At 35.5% G+C, this 15557-nt stretch carries 19 protein-coding genes, 1 tRNA gene and 2 pseudogenes; 5 read left to right on the forward strand and 17 right to left on the reverse strand.

The window, feature by feature from the left end; genetic code table 11:
- Nucleotides 1–110 precede the first annotated feature (110 nt).
- The 4 genes and pseudogenes from QF028_RS16360 to QF028_RS16375 all read right to left on the reverse strand — a co-directional run bounded on the left by QF028_RS16360 (nt 111) and on the right by QF028_RS16375 (nt 3975).
- Nucleotides 111–1001, reverse strand: a complete 891-nt coding sequence (locus tag QF028_RS16360; protein WP_251033046.1) for a carbohydrate ABC transporter permease — start codon at nt 999–1001, stop codon at nt 111–113.
- A 104-nt stretch (nt 1002–1105) separates the two neighbouring features.
- Nucleotides 1106–2440 carry an ABC transporter substrate-binding protein gene (locus tag QF028_RS16365; RefSeq protein ID WP_215003413.1) on the reverse strand — a complete coding sequence of 445 codons (1335 nt, stop codon included), beginning with the start codon at nt 2438–2440 and terminating at the stop codon, nt 1106–1108.
- 31 nt (nt 2441–2471) lie between these two features.
- Nucleotides 2472–3461: pseudogene (locus QF028_RS16370) on the reverse strand (glycoside hydrolase family 172 protein).
- A gap of 316 nt (nt 3462–3777) precedes the next feature.
- Complete coding sequence (locus tag QF028_RS16375; RefSeq protein WP_429466942.1) at nt 3778–3975, reverse strand: hypothetical protein; 198 nt, start codon at nt 3973–3975, stop codon at nt 3778–3780.
- Between the two features lie 86 nt (nt 3976–4061).
- Between QF028_RS16375 and QF028_RS16380 the strand changes: the two genes are divergently transcribed.
- Entirely contained in the window at nt 4062–4616 is a 555-nt protein-coding gene (locus tag QF028_RS16380; RefSeq protein WP_429466944.1) for a MerR family transcriptional regulator, read from the forward strand.
- 298 nt (nt 4617–4914) lie between these two features.
- Here the strand turns inward: QF028_RS16380 and QF028_RS16385 are convergent, their stop codons facing one another.
- The 10 genes and pseudogenes from QF028_RS16385 to QF028_RS16430 form a co-directional block, all read right to left on the reverse strand.
- Nucleotides 4915–5835 carry a patatin-like phospholipase family protein gene (locus tag QF028_RS16385; protein WP_429466946.1) on the reverse strand — a complete coding sequence of 307 codons (921 nt, stop codon included), beginning with the start codon at nt 5833–5835 and terminating at the stop codon, nt 4915–4917.
- Between the two features lie 100 nt (nt 5836–5935).
- On the reverse strand, nt 5936–6370 hold the full coding sequence (locus QF028_RS16390) for a hypothetical protein (RefSeq protein WP_410883700.1): 435 nt from the start codon (nt 6368–6370) through the stop codon (nt 5936–5938).
- 489 nt (nt 6371–6859) lie between these two features.
- On the reverse strand, nt 6860–8080 hold the full coding sequence (locus QF028_RS16395) for a glycosyl hydrolase family 18 protein (protein WP_429466948.1): 1221 nt from the start codon (nt 8078–8080) through the stop codon (nt 6860–6862).
- 83 nt (nt 8081–8163) lie between these two features.
- Nucleotides 8164–8304: pseudogene (locus QF028_RS16400) on the reverse strand (ATP-binding protein); the annotation flags it as partial.
- A gap of 114 nt (nt 8305–8418) precedes the next feature.
- A complete protein-coding gene (locus QF028_RS16405; RefSeq protein ID WP_429466950.1) occupies nt 8419–8601 on the reverse strand; it encodes a hypothetical protein in 183 nt (60 codons plus the stop codon).
- A gap of 195 nt (nt 8602–8796) precedes the next feature.
- Nucleotides 8797–8970, reverse strand: coding sequence for a sporulation histidine kinase inhibitor Sda (gene sda / locus QF028_RS16410; protein WP_429466952.1), 174 nt, complete (start codon nt 8968–8970; stop codon nt 8797–8799).
- Nucleotides 8971–9177: 207 nt separating this feature from the next.
- Nucleotides 9178–9795: a hypothetical protein gene (locus QF028_RS16415; protein ID WP_429466954.1), complete on the reverse strand. Its 618-nt coding sequence runs from the start codon at nt 9793–9795 to the stop codon at nt 9178–9180.
- Between the two features lie 28 nt (nt 9796–9823).
- On the reverse strand, nt 9824–10222 hold the full coding sequence (locus QF028_RS16420; protein ID WP_429466956.1) for a helix-turn-helix transcriptional regulator: 399 nt from the start codon (nt 10220–10222) through the stop codon (nt 9824–9826).
- A 367-nt stretch (nt 10223–10589) separates the two neighbouring features.
- Nucleotides 10590–10685 (reverse strand) — tRNA-Sec (locus QF028_RS16425).
- Nucleotides 10686–10823: 138 nt separating this feature from the next.
- Nucleotides 10824–11327, reverse strand: coding sequence for an arsinothricin resistance N-acetyltransferase ArsN1 family A (locus QF028_RS16430; RefSeq protein ID WP_429466958.1), 504 nt, complete (start codon nt 11325–11327; stop codon nt 10824–10826).
- 121 nt (nt 11328–11448) lie between these two features.
- Between QF028_RS16430 and QF028_RS16435 the strand changes: the two genes are divergently transcribed.
- From QF028_RS16435 to QF028_RS16450, 4 genes are all read left to right on the forward strand, one after another.
- The gene (locus QF028_RS16435; protein ID WP_429466960.1) at nt 11449–11895 is read left to right on the forward strand and encodes a MarR family winged helix-turn-helix transcriptional regulator; all 447 of its coding nucleotides are present in this window, start codon (nt 11449–11451) and stop codon (nt 11893–11895) included.
- Between the two features lie 178 nt (nt 11896–12073).
- Nucleotides 12074–12262 carry a hypothetical protein gene (locus tag QF028_RS16440; RefSeq protein ID WP_429466962.1) on the forward strand — a complete coding sequence of 63 codons (189 nt, stop codon included), beginning with the start codon at nt 12074–12076 and terminating at the stop codon, nt 12260–12262.
- 74 nt (nt 12263–12336) lie between these two features.
- Nucleotides 12337–12819 (forward strand): ArsI/CadI family heavy metal resistance metalloenzyme, encoded by a 483-nt coding sequence (locus QF028_RS16445; RefSeq protein WP_429466964.1) that lies wholly within the window; start codon nt 12337–12339, stop codon nt 12817–12819.
- Nucleotides 12820–12885: 66 nt separating this feature from the next.
- On the forward strand, nt 12886–13086 hold the full coding sequence (locus QF028_RS16450) for a hypothetical protein (RefSeq protein WP_429466966.1): 201 nt from the start codon (nt 12886–12888) through the stop codon (nt 13084–13086).
- A gap of 420 nt (nt 13087–13506) precedes the next feature.
- Here the strand turns inward: QF028_RS16450 and arsC are convergent, their stop codons facing one another.
- The 3 genes from arsC to QF028_RS16465 are packed head-to-tail and all read right to left on the reverse strand — an operon-like array spanning nt 13507 to nt 15373.
- Entirely contained in the window at nt 13507–13929 is a 423-nt protein-coding gene (gene arsC / locus QF028_RS16455) for an arsenate reductase (thioredoxin) (RefSeq protein WP_429466968.1), read from the reverse strand.
- A gap of 26 nt (nt 13930–13955) precedes the next feature.
- Complete coding sequence (arsB, locus tag QF028_RS16460) at nt 13956–15011, reverse strand: ACR3 family arsenite efflux transporter (protein ID WP_429466970.1); 1056 nt, start codon at nt 15009–15011, stop codon at nt 13956–13958.
- Between the two features lie 26 nt (nt 15012–15037).
- The gene (locus QF028_RS16465; RefSeq protein WP_429472384.1) at nt 15038–15373 is read right to left on the reverse strand and encodes an ArsR/SmtB family transcription factor; all 336 of its coding nucleotides are present in this window, start codon (nt 15371–15373) and stop codon (nt 15038–15040) included.
- Nucleotides 15374–15557: the final 184 nt, after the last annotated feature.

Genomic DNA, 15557 nt, shown 5'->3' on the forward strand with positions numbered 1-15557 from the left:
CATCGTCCATATTTTATGTTTATAATAAAAATTAGTGATCCAAACCGGTTTTCCTACCATTGTTTCTTTTATTGGCATATGGGCCATTCTATCTTTCACCTCTCTTATCTTTATCCATGTCTTTTCCTAGGAGACCACATTTTTGTAATGAAGAAAGAACTTAGGATTAATAAAATGATTATAAAGATTACCGCCATTGCACTAGACTGCCCGACTTCTCCATAACGAGTTAATGTCTTATACATATATGTACTTAGCACTTCAGAAGAAAAACCTGGTCCCCCTTGTGTAAGCACCCAAACAATATCAAAGGTTCTTGCAGCATCAATAATACGAATTAGTAATGCTACTGTTGCTACCGGAATAAGCGAAGGAAATGTAATGTAACGAAACTTATGCCATTTATTAGCCCCATCTATTTCAGCAGATTCATATAAACTAATGGGGATTCCTTTAATACCTGCTAATAATACGAGCATTATGAAAGGTGTTGTTAACCAAATATCTGCAATAATCGTAGAATAAAGTGCAAAACGGGAGTCGGATAACCAGAGTATTTGATGTGGGTCAGAGAGGAGTCCTAGTTTATAAAGCCCCCAGTTGATGATGCCGAATTGATCATTAAGCATGAATTTCCAAATTAATCCTGTTACTAAAGGTGCTAACATTAGTGGGCTTAACAATAGTGTCCGAATAAATTGGCTTCCTTTGAAAGCATTACTTAGGAGCAATGCAAGGATCAGACCTAAGATAAACTCGATACACACCGCTACTCCTATATAAACCACTGTGTTCCAAAGTGCTTTTAAAAATCGTGAGGAAGTCAACGAGCTTGTATAGTTAGCAAAGCCGACAAATTCTCTTAATGAAGGATTTATTAAATCTATCTTATAAAAACTATCTCTGATTAAAAGTAATATTGGATAGACCAGAAACACCAACATAAAGATACCTGCAGGAAAGAAAAACATGGTCGATAATGCCCCATTTTTCATTCTCATGAAATCCACTCCTTTCTATTAATCTTTTAAACTATATTTTTTGGATAAGAACCTTTTCATGGAATAATGGGCCCATGAAAAGGTTCTATCAAAACATATTCATTTTATTGTGGCGGCAATAGATCTTTTATTACTCCCGCTGCCCAATCAAGTGCCTCCTGTGGTGTCTTTTCTCCTGAAAGTGCATATTGCACGGCTGGGATGAGTGCTTCACTTTCAATTTGCTGCCATTCCTTAATAGCAGGTCGATTTTGAGTTTGTGGTCCGCTTAATGTTGTCATAAGCGGTTGCAAATGCTCATAACCATTTTTCGTGCTATAATTTTCAAAAACAGATTTTCTGGCTGCTACTCCCAATGATTTCATAAATAGTTCATTCTTATCATAAATGAAGTTCAGGTACTTTTTGGCGATCTCCTGTTTTTTTGAAGAACTTGGGATAACCTGATACCATGGACCTGGTACTGCACCTATTCCTGCTCCTCCACCGATCATTGGGGCACTTCCTACTTTTCCTGCCACCTTTGATTGTTTTGGGTCATTTGAAGGGACATAAAAGTGACCCCATGCTAGCATCATTGCAGATTTTCCATTCCAAAATAGCTCAGAAGTTTCAGCAGATGCCATTTCAAGTGCTCCTGCTGGAACCGATTGATCCTTCTTTAAAAGGTCAACTAAAAATTGTAATGAATCAACATACGGTTTCGTGTTTACAAGAACTTTGCCATTATCACCAACTACCAAGGGTTTCGCACCTGCTTGAGCAGCATGATCAAGCCAGCTAGCTACTGCATCCCCATTGTTCGCACCAAATACCGTTGTTCCGTACATATCAACTTTTTTATCATTATCGGTATCTCTAGTAAAAAACTTTGCTGTATCTCTATATTCATCCCATGTTGTTGGCGGATGTAAATCATAGCCATATTTTGCTTTGAAATCAGCTTTATTCTTTGGATCTTCGAATAGATCTTTCCGATAGATTAAATTTTTTGCATTCGTCCATACAGGCATTCCATAAACTTCATTATTATAGCTTCCGCCTTCTACTAGACCTGGAAATAAATCATTTTTAACGTCATCTACGATTAGATCATCTAAGGGTAAAAGTCCACCAGCAAGAGCAGGAAACCAAAGAATATCAATGGTTGCAACGTCGAAAGCTCCTGCCTGTGAAGCTACCTCAGCTTTTAATTTGTCATAAACTCCGGTATAGGGAACCGATTCAATTTTCACTTCATACCCTGTTTTCTGTTTAAATTCCGCTGCTGTTTCTTTTGCTACCTTAAATGCCGGGCTTCCCCCTTCAACAAGAACAGTAATGGATTTATTGTCACCTTTTGTTTCTGAACTTCCTGTTTTTTCTTCCGAACATCCCGATAAAAAGACAGATAATACTAAAAGTAGAGAAATAATCGTTAGAATTCCTTTTTTCTTCACCCTTTACAGCCCCCTTAATTTTTGATTTAAATTATCGATCCCACAACCCATGTTCTGGCCATCTTCTAGGAAGGCGTTCTTTTACTGGAGGAAGCTCCGGAAGTGGTTTATGAGGCTCCAGTTGATACCAATAAGCAACACTAGAATAATCATTTCCTTGATCATTTGCGTGGCCATGCTCTATCGTTGCGCGAATCGATTTGTTAAAACGGATTGTATCTTCGATATGGAAACGGTATAGGCTCCATTTTCCAAAGTGCTCTTGTACATCGCTTCCTAAAGATACGCCATGATAAGGACCGGCATATTCTCCACTAGGGAAACCCCATGCTGCATTAAAGTAGTCTTCTGTCCCTGTACCATGGAGGGATGGCGGCCATTGTTCTCCATCAATGAAGAACATATCATCACCTTCGCCTGGCCATGTGTACTCTTGATTGGAGGCATCAAAATTATCAATGTTTAATACGCATCCAACATAATGCCCTTTCCCCTCAGCATCTAGAATGACATAGTTTTCATCACCCGTTGTATTTTTACCTGGAAGGTCCCATGGTGCCGGGTTTTCAATATCACTGTTAAACACTACCTTTTCACAAGGGTTTTCACGGTTCCAGGTGGCATGAAATCTTCCAAGATCATCCGGAATTTGTTCCTTGCTGTCATATGATTCATAATCTACATAATAAAACAAATTCTCTATTTTTTCTTCACTTTCATTGATTAATTGAATTTTAGCACCATCAGCAAATGGCATTGGAAAATAACAGTTCATTGATGCAGCAAATGGTCATTTAGTCCCTCTTTTCTCACCCATGATCATACTCAAAGGAAGGGAAACATAGTGCTTACAGGTTGCATGCCCTATTCCAAAAAAGTCACCAAAAGGAACTCTTACACTTGGATTTTCCTCCCCATCCCAATACATTTCTAGGACAAGTTTCCGTAAATATTGTGGAGCATAGCATCTTGTTGTCATCCAAATATGTTTTATACACCCAGCTCCTTTGATATCAGCCATTACTGCAGTTGTACCAGGTTCAACTTCAACAAAATCTCTATTTCCCCCTGTTAGGTCATAGCTTGATTCACGTTTTGAACTTGCATTCTAAATAAATGGTAATCCCCCTAATGGGCTATTTGGTTGCCAAACATTCATTGATCATGTCCCCCTATTTTTTAATCATTAAAAAAATTGATACCGGTTACATTTTTGAAGTAAACATTCTTAAATTTATATTTCCTTTTGCCCCCTATAAGATTTTTTAAATCATCTTTACACTTTTTATTGTATTTTTTATTCCGTTTTTTTTAAATTCTAACTTTTTTAGAAAAGGTTATATATATTTAGAACTTTTATCATAATCATCCAAATTAAAAGATCCACAAGCAATTCGGTATGGAATATCCAGAGATTCTTCTAGCTGTTCTGAGTATCGGTCATAATCTTGAACCGATTCACCATAGTTTATTGGTTCACGTTGTAAACGTTGTTCCCGTTGATATGGTTTAGACATTCCTTCCATATTGTGCATGACCTATACTTCATTCAGAAAAAAATTCTAATAAAAAAAGGAATTCTCAGCGTTTTATAGAAGTGTTAAATTGGAGGTGTAGTGTTATGACGATAATATATTCACCTAGTGACGTACAGGAATTGCTTGGAATTGATGGTAGTACATTACGGAAGTATGCCATTCTCTTAGAAGGACATGGGTATCAAGTTCAGCGTAATAATAGAGGACATAGAACCTATATAGATAAAGATGTTATCACTCTCCGCAAATTAATCGAATTCAGTAAGCAAGAGGGTATGACGATGGAACGTTCAGCCGAGGCAGTGATGACATGGACCTCTGAAGAATATAAAACGGTAACCCTTACGGAAGTGGTGCCGTTACAGACAACTAATGACGGGGATATTGAGCAAAATACTAACACTGAAGAGCTATTGGATCGTATAGAACATTTGGATCAAGTAAACTTAGAATTAATCAAACATTTGAAGGAGAAGGCAGTACGGGAGGCTAGGCAAGAAGAGAAGATTAATCTAATTTTGAAGTATGTAGAACGTATGGAGCAACTGGAGAAGGAACGAAGTAAAATGATTGAGGAAGAAACCAGAAAGCAAATCGCAGTCGCCGAGCAAAGGAAATGGTGGAAATGGTGGAAATGAGAAAAGCCGTGCTTAGAATAGCATGGCTTTTTTTACAAACATAAGTCAAACAATGAAAATCTTTTTCTTTTATTAAAAGAAGTTAACAGTTCATTTAAAATGAGGAATATCGACAACTTTTTCAATATACCTTGTTTATAATGACTTAAGTATGGAAGTGTAAAAAATTGAGGAGGAAACTAATGGAAGTACTACTCTATATCGGTACGTATCTATTAGGTGCTCTTGCTATTGTGCACCTGATTACATTCACTTTTAATCTATTTTCTAAATAAAGTTCGAGAAATGGCCTTTTCAACTACTTATACTTTAATCCTTGCATTCTTTTAACCTTATATTGTTCAAAATCCCACTTCGATAAAAATTCTTTTGTAGAAGAATAGCCTGACATATAGAGAAAATCGATTTCAGCCTTATCCAATTCAAAATCAGTAGCGTTGATGTCACCAGTTGGAATTTGAATGGTACGTTCAATCGTTTCTTTGTTCAAATGTCGTAGATCATGGGCTTGAATCATCGTTTTAAATATATTTTTAAAAAGGTGGAGGGGCGTTGGTATTACTGGATCTATGTTAACTTTATCTTTCACAAAACGGAAGCCGAACGTTGGAAACCGAGGGTTTTCCGTATCAAATATCCATATTGGAAAGTTACTTAGTAAACCACCATCTAAAATGTAGGACTTTTTACGGTCTTTTGATTTCCAAATAACCGGACGGAAGAAAAATGGGAGAGAGGCACTCATCATAACTGCGGTTGAAACCTTAAAATCAGCAGGAGTCATCCCATACCGATCCAAATCATCTGGCAAAACAAGCATTTGGCCATTCGTAACATCAGAAGCGATTATCTTCAATTTTTCCTCTGGTAGATCCGCAAATGTCTTAATTCCTTTTTCTAAAAGAAGTGAATCCATCCAGATTTCCAAGTAATCGTTTTTATAAATTCCAAGATGAATCATTAGTTCTAATAAGGTACCAAAAATCGGAATTCGATTCAAGTACGTTCTACCTCGTAGCTTTGAAAAATCTAGTTTACTCAAATGATCTCTAATTTCATAGCTTTTGTAGCCGCTTGCCAAAAGAGCAGCGATTACAGCTCCTGCTGATGTTCCAGCTAATCTTTGCCATTCTACTTTTTCCTCTTCCATTGCTTGAATCGCTCCAATAAAAGCAATTCCCCTAGCCCCACCACCTTCAAAAACAGCATCCGCCTCCAATTTTTTCCACCTCACGAGTAATATATTTTAAAAAGCTAAGATAGTTGATTAACGACGAAAAAGAAGTTTTCCTTACAAAACCCCATAAGTAAAATGATGATTACATATTGGTTAATTGGCCCTTTATTAAAGTTTTATCTAATTCACGTACTTTATCATATGACAGTAACAGTTGTTCCGGTACCAATGTTCTCCCGTATTCCCAAGCATTCGTTTCAATTTCAGATTTAAGCTTCTCTATTTCTTCATCTTCACCATACATTAGAATCCTAAGATCATGTTTGTTTTTTTTAAAATCCAAGTAATACCCAATCACATGATAAAGAATAATTCTAACAAAGTTTTCATCTATCTCTTTAATTCTAATTTTGTTGATATAACCGTTAACTTGTAGATAATTAAATTTTATAGTATTTGTCGATACGTTATAACTCATAGGTACAGTGAGATTATTGTTAATTTCATAGTCAATATTTAAATGATGCTTATCTAATGTATCTTTTATGATCTTTTCAATGTTCCTTATATAAAGCATTTTACTATAACTCCCTTTTAAGAACTTACTTCATCCAGTGGTATCATTATTTCCTTTTACATCCTACCTTTATATGGATAAATAGTATTCATAAGTACATTAATATGCTGTAATTATATCTTTATAGTATCCCGATTACGAAAAAACTTCTAAAGCCATATTTACCATTTCTTTCTACCTCAGCTACTATTCTAATAGTAATATAGGACCTTAGTTAAAATAATTTTAATATCTAGGATTTTCAACTTGTCTGTTGATTTGCGCTCCAGGCGCGTGCGGTTCGCGGGCGTGCCGGGGAGCCTCCTCGTCGCTTCGCTTCTGCGGGGTCTCCCCTGCCCCGTTTGGTATTCGTTCAGAAAGACAATTAGAAAGAGAAATTAAAATGAACATTGCCGAGAAAATGAACTTTTCTCGACAATCTGAGCAGATTCATTGGATCTGCTTATTTATATGTCTTACTTTCTGTAGGGAAAATTCATTCATAGATCATCATTTTTTTACTTTTAGTGTCTCGAGTATGGCTTTCCAATACATAGGGTCTTCTAAACCGAGTCGCCAAATCCCGATTCCTTGTAAGTTATATTTTTCTACAAGGTTTAGTTTAGACCTCAGACTGTCACTATTCTCAAACCAAGCCTCGTGGATATGGTTTTTTTCATCTACATAATTGTAATGAGGTGTTTGCGTACGAGGGTCCCACAAAATTTCAGCTTTATATTTTGTTTTATGCTCCATTAACAGTGCATAGGAGCTATATAAAGCCTTTTTAGCTGTTTTGTCCCAGTCCCATCCATAACCAGCGATACCGAGTAAAATTTTTGATTTAGGGACTCCTTTATTCAAAGCATAACGAATCGTTGCTTCTGTCCAATCAACCGACGCCGTTGACCCGGGTGTTGTGTTTGCGTTGTGTTCATCGTAGGTCATAATCATTAACCGATCTGCAAATAGACCAAGTTTTGCGTAATCAAACCACGGTGACCAGGGATTAGCACGCGAATCACCTGTGTTTGCCGGGACGGAAACCGTCACTAGTTTTCCATCACGATGCAGTGTATCAGACAATTTTTTAATCATTAGGCTAAAAGAATCTCGGTCTGTCAAATACAAATTTTCCATGTCTATATTAATACCGTCATAACTGAACTGATTTATTTCATTTCGTAAATTTTGTATGAAAACACTCCGGCTTTTATCGTTATCGAGTACATTACTCGCTACTTGCTTACCCTTCTCCGTGGTTTCATAAAAGAGGTTGTGAACAACTAGATATACCTTCACCTGTTTTTCATGAGCGCTTAGAATAACCTTTTTCTTATGAGCAGCTGTAACGGAGTCTATCAGACTGCCTGGACGTTTATCATCAAGCTTGTACCAAAAGGGTGCAATGATGCTTATATGGTTGAATTGCGAGTTAAATGTAGGTTGAGAACCTGGAAAACTGCCTTCCTGTTCTGTGTAAAAGCCTAAAACTTCACGAGGAATTTTATTAATATTATGTACCTGAACTCTCTGGTCGACTGTTTCTGAATAACCTGGATGAAAATCCTGCATTTTCTCTGGCGATGGCTTTTCGATACTGTAAGTATTTTCTCGAGCACTATTTAGACTACCATTTTTTCTTTGTGAATAACTGCAGGATGACATCATTAGTAAAAAGACCATGCCTAAAGAAATTATGGTGAAGTACTGATAAAAGTTCCGCGACACTTATTACACCTCCTCCTCTAATGTTATTCTTAAGTTGATGAGAAAAGTTATAATTTATTCACGGCAAATTTCAGGATTTATAACTAAACCGCTAACGGTAACCTAATCTCAATCAACGTACCTTCATTCACTTTACTTTGATAGCTAATTCTGCCATGATGCTGCTTAATAATTTTATGACAGATCATTAGTCCAAGACCGGTTCCCTTTTCCTTTAGGGTGTACTACGGAAATCGAAATCCTAGATAACGAAAAATACCCATCCAAGTTTAAATGGATAGGGCTGTTATTACCTAATATTGCTTCATTTCAATTGTAAGGTTAATAGTCTCGCTTGCTCAATTTCTATTCTTGATTTGGCAATCTGGCGTCTTTTGTTTTGATTCTATAACATGAACAAGTTCTTCTATAATATCGTTTAAACTCATCTTGCTTGTATCTTTTCTTAAAATGATAGAAGTTTTGTATAGTAAAGTTTTTTCTTGTTCACTCATAAATATAGTTTTTTCTTGTTCATTCATATAACTTCCTCCATTTAATAGAATGCTGAATTTTAATTCTAAACGGCAAAACCCAACTTATTCTTGGAAGATCTCTTAATAAAGAATAAATAAATTTAACTGAAAGTCTAAAAATTCCTCTTAGGGTGCAAGTAATCTATGATTAATAAACATTACTCATATCTACGAAAAAAAATATTTTACTATATTCAAATTCTAATCTGATTTAATATACTGATTTAAAATTTTTCTATAATCATTTATGGGTGATTCATTAATAAATCGTGTGTTTAACTCATTAGCCAATAGCAGAATAAAGTCTTTACAAAGATTTAACTTACTAGCAGAATTAAATGCTTCTAGCAATTGTTCAGTGCTAAGGTTATGCATACTTGTCTCACTCCACTTTACTCAAATACCTTCTTTAAGTAAGAATATGAAGAGGGAATACTCCGTTATAAAATGTCATCAGCAATCAAGAAATAAAAAAAGCAGCGTGCCGTGAAGGTAAAGCTGCTTTTTTTTTGCAATATGGGATATTTATTAACAAAGAAGGGCTCATCCGATTAAGAATGTGTTTTCCTTTAGATATGTACATTATTTACTTGGAGCAACAAGTACACGCACGCTATCTTCTAATTGATGGGCAATATTTTGATGAGTTTTTCTAGCTTGTTTTAAATAATTGTCTGTGACAGCTTCCCAAGCATTCAGTGCTTCATTTGTATATTCAATGAATGCCTCGCTATTTTGTTCAAAAAGCTTCTCAGTTCTTTCAAATAAATCAAAGGCTGAGTTAATTGGAGTTAAATAAAGCTCCTCTAATTTACTAGCTGCTTCACTTACATGACTTGTTAAAGATTCAGTAACTTCATGAGTAGATTCATTTGTTTTAAAAATGTTGTTTTGGAATAACCCTTTACGCAAATCGCCATTTAATTTTGTTGCTTGCTCAAAAAGACCCTTTAATGTTTTGAGGTATACTCCATTGAACTTTGTTGTTTCTTTTATAGCCTCTAAATAAAGGTCTTGGCGTTGTTCTCTATAATCTCTTGTACGAGATACGGCACCTTCAAATTGATCCCAAAATGTTTCAATAAATGAATCCGTAACATAGCTTGGTTCATTTTGCTCCTCTACTTTTGGAATCTCAACTTTCGGAACCTCCACTTTTTTAACTTCCTTTTTTAGGACTTCTTCTTTTTGATGAATCAACTTTTGGACCATCTTCGTTCCTCCTCATTTACTTTGTAAATTTCTCTATTTTATCCTCCCTATGAAACGGAGGTATGTAGAGCTCAAGAAAACTAGAATACATTTTAAAAAATTGATCGAGCATAGATTGGTATATCTCGAGTTGTCTAGCATGACTCTTTAAGTACGCTTTACCAACATCAGTTATTGAATAACATCTTTTGGCAGGACCGCTTCCATTTGTATGCCACTCAGATTGCACAAGATTGTCATTCTCTAGTTGTCTCAATAAACGATACAAATTTCCTTGGTCAAGCGTGTGAAAACCGAAAGCTTGAAGCTTTTGATTTAGTTCATAGCCATGATGTGACATCCTACTAAGAAGCAATAATATAAATGGAAGGATAAAGTTCTTAGATGGAGTAACATTATTTTTAGAGTTTGTCATGACTACACCTCAACAAAATTACTATATATGTATTTTACACATATAGATCACATTTCGTCAATTGCATATAAACAATAAAATGAATAAAATTTAATTATGGATCTATTTTTTGACTATTAGGGGTGTTAAAGGTACTTTTCTACAGTAATCAATATCGCGATTAGCTCTTTTTTAACGAACGCTAAGGCCCGTCATATAAAAATGGTGGCCTGGAATTCTTTCCAACGCCACCATTCTCTTATTGACAATATTTTTACTTAAAGACACGTCAAATAACTTAATTAGTTTGCTTATGAGTCACCCTTACGGCATATTACTACCAGCTTTTAAAGCTCGTATAACCATCATCCACATTGATGATTTGACCTGGCGGGACTGTGTGGGAATCGAACCCACCAGACCTGGCACGCAGGTCTCAAGCAGTTTTGAAGACTGTGGAGGACACCAGTACCCATTCAGCCCCGATTTTTCCAGTTATATCAAGGGGTCTCGGCAGTCTCTTGATAGTTTTTTAGACCGTTTTCCCTCAACCTCTACAGCCTCCATTCTAGAATAAATATTTAATTAGTTCAATTAAAAATATTATCCAATATCCTAAGAATTAAGGAGTAAGTATCTTTTCCATAATCATTACGTCGACAAAGTGTCCATCTAATTTCCCTTGGTTCTTAAATACCCCGACTTCTCTATATCCATTTTTTCTATAAAGACCCTGCCCCAGGTTATTGAAAGGGAATGTAAATAGAACAATTTTATTAAATTGATTCAGTATCGCAGCACACTCGATTTCCTTTAATAATAGTGATCCAACTCCTCTTCCTCTGTTATCCCTTCTAATATAAATTGATAAATCGGCTACTCCTGCATAGGCACAACGATTTGAATAAGGATTTAATGAAGTCCATCCAACTATTTCACCGTTTTTTTCGATTACTATGACCGTAAACCGCCCGTTATGGTTGTTAAACCATTCTGTCATGTATCCAATATCCTTTTGTTCTTCCTCCAACGTAGCAATCCTATCTTCAATCCCTTGATTATAAATTCTTAAAATAGACTCCAGATCATTTATTGAAGCTAGTCTTGTTCTAAACTCCTCTTTCATTACTTTACCCCCTAGATTTTTATTGGCTTACAACCATTATATAAAAAATTTTCAATTTTTAAAGAAATATTGGTTGCAATTTGCAAATAATTTGTATATAAATAAATCAGAGGTGAAAATAATGGAAAACGTGAGAGAATTGTTCCAAGTTATGACAAGGCGATTTGGTCTTTTAAATAAAAACTGTTGTCAAATAGGTGAAACTGAAATATCCCTTGTACAGAGTCATATCCTTTATGAAGTTTTCCGTAATGATAAACCTTCAATGCAACAGGTTGCTGATACTCTGGGGATGGATATAACCACATTTAGTCGCCAAATACAAACACTAGTAAAGATGGAACTGGTTAAAAAATCGCCTCTTCCTGATGATAGACGTGTTTCAATTCTTACTTTAACTACACAAGGAAATTATGTTGCTGCTAAAATTAATGCGGAAATGAATCAATACTTAAATGAAGTATTTTCACATATGAGCGAATTTGAACGAGAAATGGTTATTAAATCAGTAAAATTACTAAACGAAGCAATGTCAAAATCCACTGTTTGTTGTAAACCATTAATTTGAGCAAGAATCACTTGCTCTTTTATTAAAAATCAATACTTGCAAATTGCAAGTAAATGAAAGGAGGGATTATTTTGTAGTCAATAAATTTTCACTTTGAACCGTTTACTGTCCACTTTACCAGTTTTCAATCTTACCTGTTTTAATTTCTTAGTTCTTTGATAAATAGGAGGGATTTATCGTGTTTAACGAGTATGGAGTATATCAAACCATGAAAATACGTCAGGAGGAAACGGAAATGAAAGCCCAAAATGCTTGGAAATTTGGAGACATCCAAAAGGAAACATTCCTTGAAAAAGTCGTAAAGAAATGGAATGAAGGTCGAAAGTCATCAAGAGTACAACCAAATTGCTGCTGTTGCGCCTGTTAAACCGTTGTTTAAAGAATAAATCCCAATCATATTATTGATGATTAATCAAAATAAATTTTTAGGAGGAAATTTAAATGAAATATGCACATGTTGGTCTTAATGTTACTAACCTAGAAAAATCCATCAAGTTCTATAGTATAGTTTTTGGAGTTGAACCAGTTAAATTAAAGCCTGATTATGCAAAGTTTCTTCTTCAAACACCAGGATTAAACTTTACCCTTAATCTTCGAGATGAAGTAAGTGGAAATCAAGTAGGACATTTTGGTATTCAGGTTGAAAGCACAGATGAGGTTAGTGCTCACAAGAATAGACTCGAAGCAAACGGTATTCGTACACAATACGAAGAAATAAACACCACATGCTGCTATGCCATACAAGATAAATTTTGGATTCTTGACCCTGATGGAAACGAGTGGGAGTTTTTCTATACAAAAGCAGATGTTGAAGTTAACAGTGAAAATGCTTCTTCTTGTTGCACACATGAACCAAAAGATGAAAAAGTGGAGTGTTGTTCAACGACGGCTCTAAGCAAAAATACAACTAAATGCTGTTCTTGAAATACTTTAATGAGTTAACGAAGGGTCTCATTTTAGGAAGAGACCCTTTTTTAGGGGGATAATTGTATGACCGTGAATCATGCAGGTGCATTAAAGAAGGAGTATTTTTTATCTTATTTAAACCTAATTAGACTTTCACGAAATTGTACGATTGAGCAAGCAAAAGAAATAGCTATGGAGTTATTTTTTCATTCTAACATTGAGGAATACGGCTTACAAACGTATCAACAATTTTTGGCTGCATTTCATGAACTACAGAAAAAATAAAAAAAGACCTGTAAAGGTCTTTTTAACAGCATCTTCCCGTATTACCGATCATCGAAATCCCATACCCATTTCCACTACGATCAAGGATAAGGTCTTCTGTGTTTGGTTCAATAATTGGGTCGATTGCTACTTTTATATCATTTATTGTGACGATAATATCGTCTGCTGCTGGCTCATCCAGAGCCAGTCCAATCCTCGGCTGTCCTCAGCCAAAGCCATCAAAAAAGATACGAATGTTATTAGCGTTCTCTTCTTTGAACATTTTTTTAAATTCATCACGTGCTTCATCAGTGATTTTCATGTCCATTCCCTCCTGCTTGTTTTACCTATTTATTTTAATCCACTTCTTTATAATAAAGTAATAAAATTGCTTAATAATTAAAGCCAGGAGAGTAAAAATCTCCTGGCTACTCAATCCTGTTATTCACCAGTTTCAGCAAAACGCTTAATGCGATCTCCGATTTCATCTCGGACACGTTGGAAGAATGCCCATTTTTCTTCTTCAGTTCCTTCTGCCTTTGCAGGGTCATCAAAACCCCAGTGCACTCGTTTTACATGAGGAGGAGTTACTGGGCAGTGATCTGCTGCATGTCCGCATAGCGTGACAACCAAATCAGCATTGTTTAAAATTTCAGGGTCGATAACATCAGATGTTTGGTTTGAGATATCGATACCTGCTTCTTTCATTGCTTTTACGGCATTAGGGTTTAATCCATGAGCTTCAAGCCCAGCACTTTTAACTTCCCACTCATCACTTAGATGCTTTTTAGCCAAACCTTCTGCCATTTGGCTACGGCAAGAGTTCCCTGTACATAAGAAGTAAATTGTTTTTTTGTTATCCATATTGGTTTCCACCTTCATTATTAGTTTTAAGCTGCATGTTCTTTAAAATATTTTCTTTTGAACCATAACGCCACGTTTACTAAAGCAATCATAACTGGTACTTCTACAAGCGGTCCGATAACGGCTGCAAACGCTGCGCCTGAATGGATACCAAATACTCCAACAGCTACAGCAATCGCTAATTCAAAGTTATTACTTCCTGCTGTAAAAGCAAGGGTTGTTGTTACAGGATAGTTTGCTCCAATTTTCTTTCCCATGAAAAAGGAAACAAAGAACATTATTACAAAATAAATTAATAAAGGAATTGCAATACGAACTACGTCTAATGGCAAGCTTACAATAGCCTCCCCTTTTAACGAGAACATAAGGATAATCGTAAATAGTAAAGCAATTAATGTAATAGGACTGATTTTAGGTATAAACACTTTTTCATACCATTGTCTACCTTTAGCCTTTACCAACGTAAAACGAGTAATCATACCAGCTATAAAAGGAATTCCAAGATAGATGAAAACTGATTTAGCTACTTCTATCATCGTTATATTTACAACTGCCCCTTGAATTCCAATCCATTCAGGGATGATGGTTACAAACACATACGCATACACGGAGAAGAAAAGCATTTGGAATATAGAATTGAATGCCACTAAACCTGCTGCATATTCCGTATCCCCCTTTGCAAGATCATTCCATACAATGACCATCGCAATACAACGAGCTAAACCAATCATTATGAGACCAACCATATACTCTGGTTTATCAGGAAGAAAAATAATTGCTAATAAAAACATAAGAACTGGTCCAATGATCCAGTTTTGTACAAGGGATAATACTAATACTTTTACATCTTTAAATACTCGCCCTATTTCCTCATAACGAACTTTCGCCAATGGAGGATACATCATTAAAATCAAACCAATTGCAAGTGGAATCGATGTTGTTCCTATCTGCAAGCTGTTCATACTATCGACAAATCCTGGAGAGACAAATCCTAATCCAATTCCTATTGCCATAGCAAGAAAAATCCAAAGCGTTAGGTATCGATCCAGGAACGATAGACGTTTCTTTTCTGTCTTACTCATTTTCTCACTCCCTAATTAAATAAAAACTAACAACCACATCGGAGTGTGGGATTGCTGTTTTCAATCATTTTGATTTTCTCTGTTTGATCAGGTACATGTTCTAAAATATCTTGTATCATTCCATATAGCTCACTTTGTTGGTTAAGGGAATAGTAAATCCACTGCCCTCTTCGTTCTTCCCTAACCATCCCAGCATCTTTTAATTTTCGAAGGTGCTGACTAATGGATGGTTGACTCATTTCGAACACTTCAAGAAACTCACAAACACAGCATTCACGTTGTTTCAAAATAGCCACTATGCTTAATCTTGTTTTATCCCCTAATAGTTTTAATATGTTTGCAGAACGCTCTAAATCAATCATCGATTTCAACACGAAAACCACCTCCTCTTAATTAATATAAGTAAATAGTAATTTACTTATTTGTTTTACGTGGATAAAGTCTATTTAGGTTCTTTTCATATTGGTCAATGATGACATAAAAGAATTACATATCTCCTTCAAATCATCATATAACTATTTGCTTATATATTAATTTAAAATTAAA

Origin of the sequence: Neobacillus sp. B4I6 (assembly GCF_050434045.1) — a bacterium.
Lineage (GTDB): Bacteria > Bacillota > Bacilli > Bacillales > Cytobacillaceae > Neobacillus.